Annotated in this window: 12 protein-coding genes; 10 read left to right on the top strand and 2 right to left on the bottom strand. The window is 65.6% G+C overall.

The genetic code is table 11. The annotated features are described in order from the left end of the window. Nucleotides 1–78: 78 nt before the first annotated feature. Genes alr through tsaD form a run of 5 tightly spaced genes read left to right on the top strand, consistent with a single transcriptional unit; the run spans nucleotide 79 to nucleotide 4235 of the window. On the top strand, nucleotides 79–1347 hold the full coding sequence (gene alr / locus F8G81_RS16835; protein ID WP_267275819.1) for an alanine racemase: 1269 nt from the start codon (nucleotides 79–81) through the stop codon (nucleotides 1345–1347). Beyond that, nucleotides 1344–1955 (top strand): tRNA (adenosine(37)-N6)-threonylcarbamoyltransferase complex ATPase subunit type 1 TsaE, encoded by a 612-nt coding sequence (gene tsaE, locus F8G81_RS16830; RefSeq protein WP_267275818.1) that lies wholly within the window; start codon nucleotides 1344–1346, stop codon nucleotides 1953–1955. The genes alr and tsaE overlap by 4 nt, the downstream gene beginning before the upstream one ends. Further along, entirely contained in the window at nucleotides 1955–2626 is a 672-nt protein-coding gene (tsaB, locus tag F8G81_RS16825; RefSeq protein ID WP_267275817.1) for a tRNA (adenosine(37)-N6)-threonylcarbamoyltransferase complex dimerization subunit type 1 TsaB, read from the top strand. The genes tsaE and tsaB overlap by 1 nt, the downstream gene beginning before the upstream one ends. Before the next feature lie 44 nt (nucleotides 2627–2670). Further along, nucleotides 2671–3135 (top strand): ribosomal protein S18-alanine N-acetyltransferase, encoded by a 465-nt coding sequence (rimI, locus tag F8G81_RS16820; protein WP_267275816.1) that lies wholly within the window; start codon nucleotides 2671–2673, stop codon nucleotides 3133–3135. Next, nucleotides 3132–4235 (top strand): tRNA (adenosine(37)-N6)-threonylcarbamoyltransferase complex transferase subunit TsaD, encoded by a 1104-nt coding sequence (tsaD, locus tag F8G81_RS16815; RefSeq protein WP_267275815.1) that lies wholly within the window; start codon nucleotides 3132–3134, stop codon nucleotides 4233–4235. Before rimI ends, tsaD begins: the two co-directional genes overlap by 4 nt. Before the next feature lie 42 nt (nucleotides 4236–4277). Here tsaD and F8G81_RS16810 read toward each other — a convergent pair whose 3' ends face one another. Beyond that, complete coding sequence (locus tag F8G81_RS16810; protein WP_267275814.1) at nucleotides 4278–5429, bottom strand: glutamate--cysteine ligase; 1152 nt, start codon at nucleotides 5427–5429, stop codon at nucleotides 4278–4280. 402 nt (nucleotides 5430–5831) lie between these two features. Here F8G81_RS16810 and F8G81_RS16805 point away from each other — a divergent pair, with 402 nt between their 5' ends. Both F8G81_RS16805 and F8G81_RS16800 read left to right on the top strand, forming a co-directional pair. After that, on the top strand, nucleotides 5832–7265 hold the full coding sequence (locus F8G81_RS16805; protein ID WP_267279265.1) for a glycoside hydrolase family 3 protein: 1434 nt from the start codon (nucleotides 5832–5834) through the stop codon (nucleotides 7263–7265). A 128-nt stretch (nucleotides 7266–7393) separates the two neighbouring features. Then, on the top strand, nucleotides 7394–8191 hold the full coding sequence (locus tag F8G81_RS16800; RefSeq protein ID WP_267275813.1) for a shikimate 5-dehydrogenase: 798 nt from the start codon (nucleotides 7394–7396) through the stop codon (nucleotides 8189–8191). Between the two features lie 57 nt (nucleotides 8192–8248). Here F8G81_RS16800 and F8G81_RS16795 read toward each other — a convergent pair whose 3' ends face one another. Continuing rightward, entirely contained in the window at nucleotides 8249–9490 is a 1242-nt protein-coding gene (locus tag F8G81_RS16795) for a class I SAM-dependent methyltransferase (RefSeq protein WP_267275812.1), read from the bottom strand. A gap of 54 nt (nucleotides 9491–9544) precedes the next feature. Here F8G81_RS16795 and F8G81_RS16790 point away from each other — a divergent pair, with 54 nt between their 5' ends. The 3 genes from F8G81_RS16790 (at nucleotide 9545) to groL (ending at nucleotide 12141) form a co-directional block, all read left to right on the top strand. Beyond that, complete coding sequence (locus F8G81_RS16790) at nucleotides 9545–9925, top strand: hypothetical protein (RefSeq protein WP_267275811.1); 381 nt, start codon at nucleotides 9545–9547, stop codon at nucleotides 9923–9925. 231 nt (nucleotides 9926–10156) lie between these two features. Further along, nucleotides 10157–10453, top strand: a complete 297-nt coding sequence (gene groES / locus F8G81_RS16785; RefSeq protein ID WP_211876593.1) for a co-chaperone GroES — start codon at nucleotides 10157–10159, stop codon at nucleotides 10451–10453. A 77-nt stretch (nucleotides 10454–10530) separates the two neighbouring features. After that, nucleotides 10531–12141, top strand: a complete 1611-nt coding sequence (gene groL / locus F8G81_RS16780) for a chaperonin GroEL (protein ID WP_267275810.1) — start codon at nucleotides 10531–10533, stop codon at nucleotides 12139–12141. Nucleotides 12142–12186: the final 45 nt, after the last annotated feature.

The raw sequence follows: 12186 nt of genomic DNA, 5'->3' as shown, positions 1-12186 counted from the left end.
ATGGCCTGATCTGCATGCGGGCGCCGCGATTATCCGCCTGTGATTTGCCGCGGGGCCGCCCGCACTAGAATCACTAGGGTGACTTACCCCGTAACAACCGGTGACTTCAGCGCGGCCCCAGGATCGGATCCCCTGTCTGAGCGGTCCGCCGTCGTAGATCTGGAAGCCATCCGGCACAACGTCCGCCGGCTGGCCGCTGCCGCCTTGCCCGCCAAGGTCATGGCCGTGGTGAAGGCGGACGCCTACGGGCACGGCGCAGTCCCTGTGGCCAGGGCAGCCATGGAAGCCGGCGCGTCGTGGCTGGGGGTAGCCCACATCTCCGAGGCGCTTGCGCTCCGGGCCGCAGGAATCGACGCCCCCCTGCTGGCCTGGCTGCACACCACGGAAAGCAACTTTGGCGCCGCGGTGGCGGCCGGCGTCGACATCGGGTGTTCCGGCTGGGAGCTGGAGAGGATCGTGGCCGCCGCGCGTGAACAGGAGCGTCCTGCGCGGGTCCATTTGAAGGTGGACACGGGACTGGGACGGAACGGCGCCACCCTCGATTCCTGGGACCACCTCGTCGGAGAAGCCATGGAGTACCAGGACCAGGGGCTGCTGCGTGTCGTGGGAATCTTCTCCCACCTGTCCGTCGCCGATGAACCTGAGCGTCCCGAAACGGACCAGCAGCTCGCCGCGTTCCGTGACGTGCTTGCCGTGGCGGAGGACGCGGGCGTGGACCCTGAAGTGCGCCATCTCGCCAACACCCCGGCCACCTTGTCCCGGCCCGACACACACTTTGACCTGGTCCGCGTCGGACTGGGCATTTACGGCCTCTCGCCCTTCGAAGGCCAGACGTCCGCCGAACTGGGCCTCCGTCCGGCCATGACGCTGCGGACCCGGGTGTCCCAATGCAAGGACGTGCCGAAGGGGCAGGGCGTTTCCTACGGGCTCCGGTACCACACCAGCGGCCCCAGCACCCTGGCGCTCATCCCCATGGGCTACGCGGACGGCGTGCCCCGGGTGGCAACCGGCGGTCCGGTGCGGGTAGCCGGCAGGACCTATCCCGTTGTGGGCCGCATCGCCATGGACCAGATGGTTATCGACCTCGGCAACATCGGCCCGGCAGGGGCGGCGCTCCTGGGTGCCGAAGTGGAACTGTTCGGAAACGGTGCCGACGGCGGTCCGACGGCCGACGACTGGGCGCGGGCAGCAGGCACCAACAACTACGAAATCGTGACCAGGATCGGCCCCCGGGTGCCGCGGCGCTTCATCAACGAACGCGCGGCCGTGGAGCCTGCCAACGGCCAGACTAACGGGCAGGCGGCTCTGAACGGGCAGGCAACCGTGAACGGGCAGGCCAAGCCATGAGCGTGCCGGCGCCCGCTGACCAGCCCAACTGGGAACTGACATTGACCGTGACGACGGCGGACCAGACACATGCGCTCGGTGCTGGCTTGGCCACCGAGTTGGAAGCCGGGGACCTGCTGGTGCTCTCCGGCGAACTGGGTGCGGGGAAGACAACCTTTACGCAGGGGTTGGGGGAAGGGCTGGGGGTGCGTGCCGGGGTCATTTCGCCCACCTTTGTCCTGGTGCGCATCCATCCGAACCTGCCGGACGGTCCACGGCCCGGCGGCCCGGACCTGGTCCACGTGGACGCCTACCGGCTGGGGTCCGCCTCGGAGATTGATGACATTGACCTGGAGAACACCATGGATTCGGCCGTGACGGTGGTGGAGTGGGGACGCGGCCGGGTGGAGCACCTCAGTGATAACCGGCTGGAGATCGATCTCCAGCGCGCCATCGGCCTGCCGTCCCAGCCCAGCCAGGCCCAGGCCAGGGGTGCCGGCGCCGGTAGCGGCACTTTGGACTTTGATACCGAGGACAACGACGAGCCACGCACCATTGTGCTGCGCGGGTTCGGCGACCGCTGGAGTGCCGCGCCGGCCCTCGGCGGAGCCCTGGAAGGGACAGCCTGATGCTTCTTCTCGCCATCGACACCTCGGCCGTGGCAAGCGCGGCCCTTGTCTCGGACGACGCCCTCGAAGGCGTGGTGGCCAGCTTCTCCACCGAGGACACCCGCAGCCACGCAGAAGTGCTGGCCCCGGGAATTGAGGAGCTCCTCAGCTCGGCCGGAGTCTCCGGCCGTGACATCGACGCGATCGTGACGGGGGTGGGCCCAGGGCCGTTCACAGGCCTGAGGTCAGGCATTGCCACTGCCCGCACCCTCGCCTTCGTGTGGGACAAACCGCTGTACGGCCTGATGAGCCTGGACGCTGTTGCCTTGGAAGTGGCGGAATCCACTGACGCTGCTCCTGAATTCCTTGTGGTGACGGATGCCCGGCGGAAAGAGGTCTACTGGGCCCGCTACAGCCTGGCGGCAGGAAAGCTGCCGCAGCTGGAAGACGGCCCGCACGTGGGGTTCGCTGCCGACTTGCCGGACCTGCCTGCCTACGGGGCAGGGGCCGGCCTGTACGCCGACGTCCTGCGCGCGGACCCCGACTTCATCGCAGAGCAGCCTGATGCCCTCTACCTTGGCCAGTTTGCCCTGGCACGGCTGGCAGCGGGCGGGCAACTGCTCGATTCAACACCCCTGTACCTGAGGGAGTCCGACGCCCAGGTGCCCGGACCACGGAAGCGGGCGCTGTGAATTCCGGCGCGGGGCATCGCGCAGAAGATGTCATCCTCCGCGACATGACCCTCGACGACGTGCCCACCGTCAACGCCTTGGAACAGCGGCTGTTCCCGAACGACGCCTGGCCGCTGCAAATGTTCTTCGACGAGCTGTCCCAGACAACAACCCGGCGGTACCTCGTGGCGGAAACCACCACCGGAATCGTGGGCTATGCGGGCCTGATGTGCATTGAGCCCATCGCGGACGTGCAAACGATCGCCGTCGTCCCTGAGTTTGAGGGCCGGGGGATCGGCTCGGCGCTGCTGACCCGGCTCATCGACGAAGCGCGGCGCCGCGGTGCAGCCGACGTCCTGCTGGAGGTCAGGTCGGACAACCCACGCGCCCAGCAGCTTTACCTGCGGTTCGGTTTTGAGCAGATCCATCTCCGCCGGAAGTATTACCGGGACGGCGTCGACGCCCTGATCATGCGGCTCCAGCTCACGGAACCCGAGAACCACCGGTCAACGGAAGCAGGCCAGCCATGAACCGCTCAGAGCCCCTCGTGCTGGGCATCGAATCCTCCTGCGACGAGACCGGCGTCGGGATCGTACGGGGCACCAAACTCCTCACCAACACGGTGTCATCCTCAATGGACGAGCACGTCCGTTTTGGCGGGGTGATCCCGGAGATCGCTTCGCGGGCCCACCTTGATGCCTTTGTTCCCACCCTCCGCCAGGCGTTGTCCGACGCCCATGTGGAACTGGACGAGATTGACGCCATTGCCGTTACGTCCGGTCCCGGCCTGGCCGGCGCCCTGATGGTGGGGGTCTGCGCCGCGAAGGCGTTGGCTGTTGCCACCGGAAAGCCGCTTTACGCCATCAACCATCTGGTGGCTCACGTGGGCGTGGGGCTTTTGGACGGCGGAGTATCGGGGAACGGTGCCGAAGCCGCACCCCGGCTCCCGGAAAACGTCGGTGCCCTGCTGGTATCCGGCGGACACACCGAGATCCTGAAGATCAACAGCATTACCGATGACGTGCAGCTCCTTGGCTCCACCATCGACGACGCCGCCGGGGAAGCCTACGACAAAGTGGCGCGCATCCTGGGCCTTGGCTATCCGGGCGGCCCCGCCATCGACAAGCTGGCACGGACGGGCAATGCCAAAGCCATCCGCTTCCCGCGCGGGCTATCCCAGCCGAAGTACATGGGGACGGCCGAGGAGCCAGGACCGCACCGCTACGACTGGTCCTTCAGCGGACTGAAGACGGCAGTGGCGCGCTGCGTGGAGCAGTTCGAGGCCCGCGGGGAAGCCGTCCCGGTAGCCGACATTGCCGCCGCTTTCCAGGAAGCGGTGGTGGACGTCATCACCTCCAAGGCCGTGCTGGCCTGCCGCGAGAACGGAATCACGGACGTCCTGCTGGGCGGGGGAGTGGCCGCAAACTCCAGGCTGCGCGAGCTCACCGGACAGCGCTGCGCGTCGGCCGGGATCAGGCTGCACGTGCCCCCTCTGGACCTCTGCACGGATAACGGAGCCATGGTGGCCGCACTCGGCGCCCAGCTGGTCATGGCCGGGATCGCACCGAGCGGCATCCGCTTCGCGCCGGACTCCTCGATGCCTGTCACCGAGGTTTCACTTCCAGTCTGACTCCCGCCTGACTTCCGGCAGGTGGCCCTGTTGCCGCGATGCTTAGGCCGTGGGGCCGTTGCGCATCTGCTTGACCAGGTCCAGCACGACTGCCTGCAGGTCTCCGCCGTGTTCGGCCGCGACGCGGCGCTGTCGCTGGTAACCCGCACCGCGGCTGATGATCTTCTCGACGTCGGCCAGTTCGTCTGCGCAGCCCAGCTTTGCCGCCACAGGTTCAAGCCTGTTGAGGGTTTCGAGCAGGTGTTCGGTCACCAGCTGCTCTTTGCCCGCCGCATCCAGGATGATGATGGCATCCATGCCGTAGCGCGCGGCACGCCACTTGTTTTCCTGGATGTGCCACGGCGGCATGGTGGGAATGGTGCCGCCGTTGTCCAGTGTGGTGGAAAACTCATCCACGAGGCACTGGGTGAGGGCAGCGATGGCGCCTACTTCCTCCAGCGTGGCCAGGCCGTCGCAAATGCGCATTTCTATGGTGCCCAGATTTGGCACAGGCCGGATGTCCCACCGTATTTCAGACAGGGTGTCAATGACCCCGGTAGTGAACATGTCCTGGACGTAGGACTCATACTCCTCCCAGGACCGGAACTGGAAGGGCAGGCCTGCCGTGGGGAGCTGCTGGAACATCAGGGCCCGGTGCGAGGCATAGCCGGTGTCCTCGCCGCCCCAGAACGGGCTGGAGGCGGAAAGGGACTGGAAATGGGGGAAGTAATTGACCAGCCCATCCAGCACCGGCAGCGCCTTCTCACGGCGGTCCAGGCCCACGTGGACGTGGACACCGTAGATCACCATCTGCCGGCCCCACCACTGTGTCCGGTCGATCAGCTTGGCATAGCGGGCCTTGTCAGTCACCGGCTGGAGCTGCGGCGGGCTGAAGGGGTGGCTGCCGGCGCAGAACACCTCCACGCCCATGGGATCGGTGATTTCGCGGACTGCGGCGAGGGAGCGGCTCAGGTCTTCCTTGGCTTCGGCTGCCGTTTCGCAGATGCCGGTGACAAGTTCCACGGTGTTCAGCAGCAGTTCCTGCTTGATGTGCGGGTGCTCGTCGTCCTCGTTGAGCTCAGGGTGCTTGGAAGCCACTCCGCGCAACACCTCATTCGCTACCGAGGCGAGTTCACCTGTTTGGCCATTCACGAGCGCCAGTTCCCATTCCACACCAAGAGTTGATTGCCTCGATGAAGCGAAATCAATCTTCACGCGTTTCCCTAACTGTCCTGTTTGTCGCTGGCTCACGCCGCTACTGACAGGCAGCTGTGAAGGCTGCTGCCGGCAGGCGAACGGGTTTCTCAAGTCTAGTGCAGGGGTAGCATCGTATTGATGGCCTCGTTCCCCCGGACCCGTAACAGTACTCACCAATCCACCCTTGCCGTGGCCGCCGTGGCGGCAGTCGCTGCGCTCGCGTCCTGCAGCGTGGTGCCCGCACCGGCACCCACGTCCACCAGCCCTGCCGCCAGTGCTGCCCCGTCATCAGAGAGCCCGACGCCGGTGCCTCCCTCCGCTTCCGCCTCGCCTGACGCCTCCGCGGATGAGCGCAGTCAGCCACTGGGCTGGGGACCTGAGCAAAGGGACCAGGACGCGGCTGCTGCCGCCGTGGCGGCCATGACAGTGGAAGAAAAGGCAGGGCAGGTCCTGATGCCCTCTTACACCGGAACGGACGCCGAGTCCCAGGCCGCCACGATTGAACGCCTGCATCTTGCCGGCTCCATCATCATGGGCGACAACGTACCCCTGGACGCCCAGAATCAAGTGGATACTGCGGCCATGACAGCCGTGAACGCACGGCTCGCGCAGGCTGCCCGGGCGGATGGCAGGACCTGGCCCGGACTCATCGGCGTGGACCAGGAGGGTGGAATCGTGTCACGGCTTGGCGCGCCCCTGACCGAATGGCCCACGCCCATGAGCTACGGCGCCACAGCGAGTGCGCCACTCACGCAGGACTCAGGCCGTGCCCTGGCCTCCGAACTTGCCCCGCTGGGCTTCAACATTGACTTCGCCCCGGACATCGACGTCACCATCGGCCCTTCGGACCCCACCATCGGCGCACGTTCGCTGTCCGGGGATCCGGAGCTTTCGGCCCGATTGGGAGTGGCCTTTTCCCACGGTATCCAGGAAGCCGGACTCCTGCCTGCCGTGAAGCACTTTCCCGGACACGGCTCGGTCACCGTGGACTCGCACCAGGGTCTCCCGGTGCAGCCGGCCAGTGTCGCTGAACTCAACGCGCGCGACTGGAAGCCCTTCAAAGCGGCCATCGATGCCGGCACGCCGATGGTGATGACCGGGCACATCGCCGTACCGGCGCTGGAACCTGGCGTTCCGGCGTCGTTGTCGAAGCCGACGTACGCGGCGCTCCGCGCGATGGGATTCAATGGAGTGGCCGTGACGGACGCCCTCAACATGGGTGCCATCCAGCAGCAGTTCCCCGACGGCGGCGCGGCCCCCGCGGCGCTTGCCGCCGGAGCTGACCTCCTCCTCATGCCCACTGACGTAGGGCAGGCGCACGCGGCTATCGTCAGTGCCGTGGCCGCGGGAAGCCTGCCCGGCGCCCGGCTGGATGAAGCCGCCCGCCGCGTGGCCACCATGATGATTTGGCGGGGCCGGAGTACCCCGCCGCCCGCGCAGGCGCCGGGAAGCGGCAACGGGTTGTCCGCGCAGGTATCAGCCGCTGCCGTCACCGTGCTGTCCGGGCAGTGTGACGGGCCGCTGGTTCAGGGAAGCGTGCAGGTGGCCGGCGGGTCGCCGCAGGACAGGGCCCGGTTCGAGGCCGCCGCGACCCGCGCAGGGCTGTCGGTAGGGGCAGGCCCAGTGGTGAGCCTCATTGGTTACGGCGGCCTGCCTGCCGCGGGCGATATCGCCGTTGCGCTGGATGCTCCCTGGCCTTTGCAGGGTTCGCCCGCGCCGGTCAAGGTGGCTTTGTACGGGCGCAGCCCGGGAGCATTTGATGCCTTGGCGGCCGTCCTGGCCGGCAAGGCGAAGGCGCCGGGAAAGCTGCCTGCCGCCGTCGGGAGCTTTCCTGCCGGCACCGGCTGCCCCTGACCCAACTAATGTCGCACATAACGTCGTCATTCGTGCATTTCAGCGCGTTGTCTGTCAGTCAGACTGGTTGAAGCGTTTTTATGGGGGGAAGCGCGTTTAATGGACGGGTGCCAATTCTCAATAAAGACATGACCCTCTGCATTTCACTCTCGGCGCGGCCCAGCAACAACGGGACCCGCTTCCACAACCACCTGTACGGGCAACTGGGACTGAACTGGATCTACAAGGCCTTCGCGCCCACCGACCTGGCCCAGGCGGTTGCGGGCGTCCGCGGATTGGGAATCCGTGGCTGCGCCGTCTCCATGCCCTACAAGGAGGACGTGATTGCCCTCGTGGATGAGCTGGATCCTTCGGCCAAGGCAATCGACTCGGTGAATACGGTGGTGAACACCGACGGGCGCCTCGTGGCGTACAACACCGACTACACCGCGATCGAACAGTTGCTGGAGCGCAACGCCGTGCCCACCGGCCACTCCGTGTTGGTGCAGGGGTCAGGCGGCATGGCCAAGGCCACCATCGCGGCCTTGCGGGACGCCGGTTTTGCCAACGTCACCGTCATCGCCAGGAACGAAAAAACCGGCCGTGCCCTGGCGGAGCAGTATGGGTTCCGCTGGCAGGCGGAGCTCGACGGCGGGACTGCGGACATGATTGTTAACGTGACCCCCCTTGGTATGGAGGGAGGCAACGGCGCAGACGCGCTGTCCTTCCCCCAGGATGCCATCGACGCAGCCAAGGTGGTGTTCGACGTGGTGGCACTGCCCGCGGAGACGCCCCTGATCCGAGCCGCACGTGCGGCGGGGAAACACGTCATCACCGGAGCGGAGGTGGCCACTATCCAGGCCCTGGAACAGTTCGTGCTCTACACGGGCATCCGTCCCACGGACGAACAGGTGCGCGCCGCCGAAGAATTCATGCGCGACCAGTAGCATCACCGTGCCCTTCTTTCAGGGCACCAGATCTATTGAGGCATCAGGTCCAGGGCGTTACGCGGGCTCAACCGAGATGGCCACCCGTTCCTCCCCGATCCGGGTCAGGATGAGGGTGGCCGTCTTGCTCCCGGCCTTCTTCCCCAAGCCCTTGCCCCCTGTTTTCCCTGCAGGAAGCAGCTGCTTGCGCAGTTCCTCGGGGGTCACGGAGGTCCCGCGCTTTTTGATGTCCAGCACGCCGATGCCGTTCTCCTTCACCCAGGCCTTGAGCGCCTTGACGTTGTACGGCATCACTTCCAGGACCTTGTAGGCCCGCGCGAAAGGTGTGTCCACCAGCTCGGGCGCACAGATATACGCGATGTGCTCATCAAGCAGGTGCCCGCCCAGTTCAAGCGCGACGTCGGCCACCAGTCCTGCGCGGATGACGGCGCCGTCGGGCTCATAAAGGTAGCCCTCCGGTGCACCGACCGGGGCGGTGGGACCGCCGCCGAAGTCCTCAGCACTCGTCATTTCGGCGGCACCCTGGGGCCCCAGCAGCAAGGCGGCACGGCGGATTCCCGGCCTGCTCACCGAGTTGAACCACAGCGTCACTTCCGTGACATCGCCGCCGACCGAAACCCATTGGGCCTCGCACCCGGCGGGGACGGCCTCGTGCGGCATGCCCGGGCCCATCTTTACACCCACTGCCCGGCCGGTTGCCGCCACCGCTTCCACAAAGGAAAGCGGCGGGGAAAAGGCCTCCGGATCCCAGATCCGCTTGGTGCCGGAGCTGGAGGTCACGCGGCGCGTGGGATCCAGCCACACGCCGTCGATCCCGTCCAGGGATACTGAGGTGGCGTCCGAATGGACCACGGTGGCGTTGGAAAAAGGAATGAGGTTGACCGTGGCGCAGGCTGCGGTGGTCTCGTCCATCTCCACTGCCGTGACCGTGATGTCCATGGATGCCAACGCCAGTGAGTCCGCGGCGAGTCCGCAGCCGAGGTCGGCCACGTGGCGGATGCCGGCTTGGGCAAACCGCTCGGCATGCCGGGCGGCCACGTTGAGCCGGGTGGCCTGTTCAAGGCCCGCCTGGGTGAAAAGCATGCTTCGGGCGAACTCGCCGAACTTCGACTCCGCCTTGGTGCGCAGCCGGGACTGGGTCAGGACAGCGGAGACCAGTTCGGGGGAGTGGCCGGCCTTGCGCAGAGCGGAATTCAGCTCAAAGGCCTTATCCTCCTGGTACGGTCCCAGGGACGCCAGCAGCTCCCAACCTTCGCTCGTAAGCAGTGGGGCAATCTGGTCCTGCGGTGCTTGGGGCATGGGTTCAAGCGTAGTGGAGGAGCCCCCTGGTGAGTTCCGGATAGGGTTGAAGTCATGGAAGACAGTGCAGGCACCCAGCCGTCCGAACAGCCCCGATCCAGCAACCCGGGCATGGTGAAGTACGCGCGGCCAGCACTCATAGCCGGGGCAGCAGTGGCCACTGTGTGTATCGCGCTGCTGGTGATCATCTTCTTCCTGGACACCTTCAACGCCACCATTTATTCGGTGGGCGGCAAGGACATCCAGGACGCTACGGACGAGGCACAGGACATCAGGGGCCTCTATAACGGTGCCAGGGTTGGCGGCTTTATTGTCCTGCTGATTTCCTTGCTCGCCTTCGTGGGCGGTGCCCTGGTGCTCTACCTCAAGCGCGGCACCGGCCCCGACAACAGCGGTGACGAGGACGTGGATTTCGACGACCTCGCCGGCCGGTAAACCATCCGGACGCTGCCCGGATAATGGTTCGCCAAGGACGAAATGCTGGCACTCGCCTTGACCGAGTGCTAACCACTTACATAGAGTCATCATTAGCACTCTCCCTAGGAGGGTGCTAATACATGAAGAGCTGCCAGCCAGGCTGCTGCCGGCACCGCGACGACGGTTTGCCAGCCACGGCGAAACAGCTTTCCAGTCCATGAATTTGCTGACGTAGAAGGAGAGGTCCGAGTGTCGGTCTCTATTAAGCCTCTTGAGGATCGTATTGTTGTCCGCCCGCTCGAAGCCGAGCAGACCACGGCTTCCGGCCTGGTTATCCCGGACTCCGCACAGGAGAAGCCGCAGGAAGGCGAAGTTGTCGCAGTAGGCCCCGGCCGCTTTGACGACAACGGCAACCGCGTTCCGCTCGACGTTGCCGAGGGCGACGTCGTTATCTACTCGAAGTACGGCGGAACCGAAGTAAAGCACAACGGCACCGAGTACCTCGTGCTCTCCGCCCGCGACGTTCTGGCGATCGTCGTAAAGTAACTCTTTGGATCCCCGTGCCGCTGGTCATGCTCTTCGCTGGCCCGCGGCACGGGGTTCTGTCTTGAAAGGACACAACCATGGCAAAGCAGCTTGCGTTTAACGACGCTGCCCGCCGGTCGCTCGAAGCCGGCATCGATAAGCTCGCCAACACTGTCAAGGTGACGCTCGGCCCCCGCGGCCGCAACGTTGTCCTCGACAAAAAGTGGGGAGCACCCACCATCACCAACGACGGCGTCACCATTGCACGCGAAGTCGAACTGGACGACCCCTACGAGAACCTTGGCGCCCAGCTGGCCAAGGAAGTGGCCACCAAGACCAACGATGTTGCCGGTGACGGCACCACCACCGCCACCGTGCTGGCACAGGCACTGGTCAAGGAAGGCCTGCGCAACGTTGCAGCCGGCGCAGCTCCCGGCCAGATCAAGCGCGGCATCGAGGTTTCCGTTGAAGCCGTTGCTGCCCGCCTGCTCGAGAACGCACGTCCGGTTGAAGGCACCCAGGTTGCCAATGTGGCCGCCATCTCCGCCCAGAGCGACGAAATCGGCGAGCTCCTTGCCGAGGCATTCGGCAAGGTCGGCAAGGATGGTGTGATCACCATCGAGGAATCCTCCACCACGCAGACTGAACTGGTGCTCACCGAAGGCATGCAGTTCGACAAGGGCTACCTGTCCCCGTACTTCGTGACCGATTCCGAGCGTCAGGAAGCCGTCCTCGAAGACGCGCTCATCCTGATCAACCAGGGCAAGATCTCCACGGTTCAGGACTTCCTGCCCTTGCTGGAAAAGGCGCTGCAGAGCTCCAAGCCGCTCTTCATCATTGCCGAAGACATCGAAGGCGAAGCTCTCTCCACGCTGATCGTCAACCGCATCCGCGGCACCCTGAACGTGGTTGCCGTCAAGGCTCCGGGCTTCGGCGACCGCCGCAAGGCCATGCTGCAGGACATCGCCACCCTCACCGGTGCGCAGGTTGTCTCCGCGGAACTGGGCCTGAGCCTGGACACCGTTGGCCTTGAGGTGCTGGGCACAGCCCGCCGCATCACGGTCACCAAGGACAACACCACCATCGTTGACGGCGCCGGTTCCGCAGAAGACGTCGCAGCCCGGGTTTCCCAGCTGCGCGCCGAGCTGACCCGCACCGACTCCGACTGGGACAAGGAAAAGCTGCAGGAGCGACTGGCCAAGCTGGCCGGCGGCATCGGCGTCATCAAGGTTGGCGCAGCCACCGAGGTTGAGCTGAAGGAAAAGAAGCACCGCATCGAAGATGCTGTTTCCTCCACCCGTGCAGCCCTCGAAGAAGGCATCGTGGCCGGTGGCGGTTCCGCGCTGATCCACGCACTGAAGGCCCTCGACGAGGATCCCGCGGTCCAGGCGCTGGAAGGCGACGCAGCTGCCGCAGTGGGCATTGTCCGCCGCGCACTTGTTCAGCCGCTCCGCTGGATCGCCCAGAACGCCGGCTTCGACGGCTACGTTGTCACTGCCAAGGTTGCCGAACTCGAGACCAACAACGGCTTCAACGCCAAGTCGGGCGAGTACGAAGACCTGATCGGCGCCGGCGTCATCGACCCCGTCAAGGTCACCCGTGCTGCCCTGCGCAATGCGGCTTCCATCGCGGCGCTGGTCCTCACCACGGAAACCCTCGTGGTGGAGAAGCCTGCCGAAGAAGACGAGCACGCAGGCCACAGCCACTAAGCTGCAGTCCACGTAAAAGCACAAAAAGCCGGTCCAGCATCAGCT

It is taken from the genome of Arthrobacter sp. CDRTa11, from assembly GCF_026427775.1.
In the GTDB taxonomy this organism is placed as follows: Bacteria; Actinomycetota; Actinomycetes; order Actinomycetales; family Micrococcaceae; genus Arthrobacter.
This window is presented reverse-complemented; position numbering and strand designations above follow the sequence as displayed.

What these genes read in the sequence shown, in the direction of transcription:
- F8G81_RS16800 (WP_267275813.1), top strand. Translation starts at nt 7,394, where the DNA reads ATGACCCTCTGCATTTCACTCTCGGCGCGGCCCAGCAACAACGGGACC.
- tsaB (WP_267275817.1), top strand. Translation starts at nt 1,955, where the DNA reads ATGCTTCTTCTCGCCATCGACACCTCGGCCGTGGCAAGCGCGGCCCTT.
- F8G81_RS16790 (WP_267275811.1), top strand. Translation starts at nt 9,545, where the DNA reads ATGGAAGACAGTGCAGGCACCCAGCCGTCCGAACAGCCCCGATCCAGC.
- tsaD (WP_267275815.1), top strand. Translation starts at nt 3,132, where the DNA reads ATGAACCGCTCAGAGCCCCTCGTGCTGGGCATCGAATCCTCCTGCGAC.
- rimI (WP_267275816.1), top strand. Translation starts at nt 2,671, where the DNA reads ATGACCCTCGACGACGTGCCCACCGTCAACGCCTTGGAACAGCGGCTG.
- F8G81_RS16795 (WP_267275812.1), bottom strand. Translation starts at nt 9,490, where the DNA reads ATGCCCCAAGCACCGCAGGACCAGATTGCCCCACTGCTTACGAGCGAA.
- groL (WP_267275810.1), top strand. Translation starts at nt 10,531, where the DNA reads ATGGCAAAGCAGCTTGCGTTTAACGACGCTGCCCGCCGGTCGCTCGAA.
- tsaE (WP_267275818.1), top strand. Translation starts at nt 1,344, where the DNA reads ATGAGCGTGCCGGCGCCCGCTGACCAGCCCAACTGGGAACTGACATTG.
- F8G81_RS16805 (WP_267279265.1), top strand. Translation starts at nt 5,832, where the DNA reads ATGACAGTGGAAGAAAAGGCAGGGCAGGTCCTGATGCCCTCTTACACC.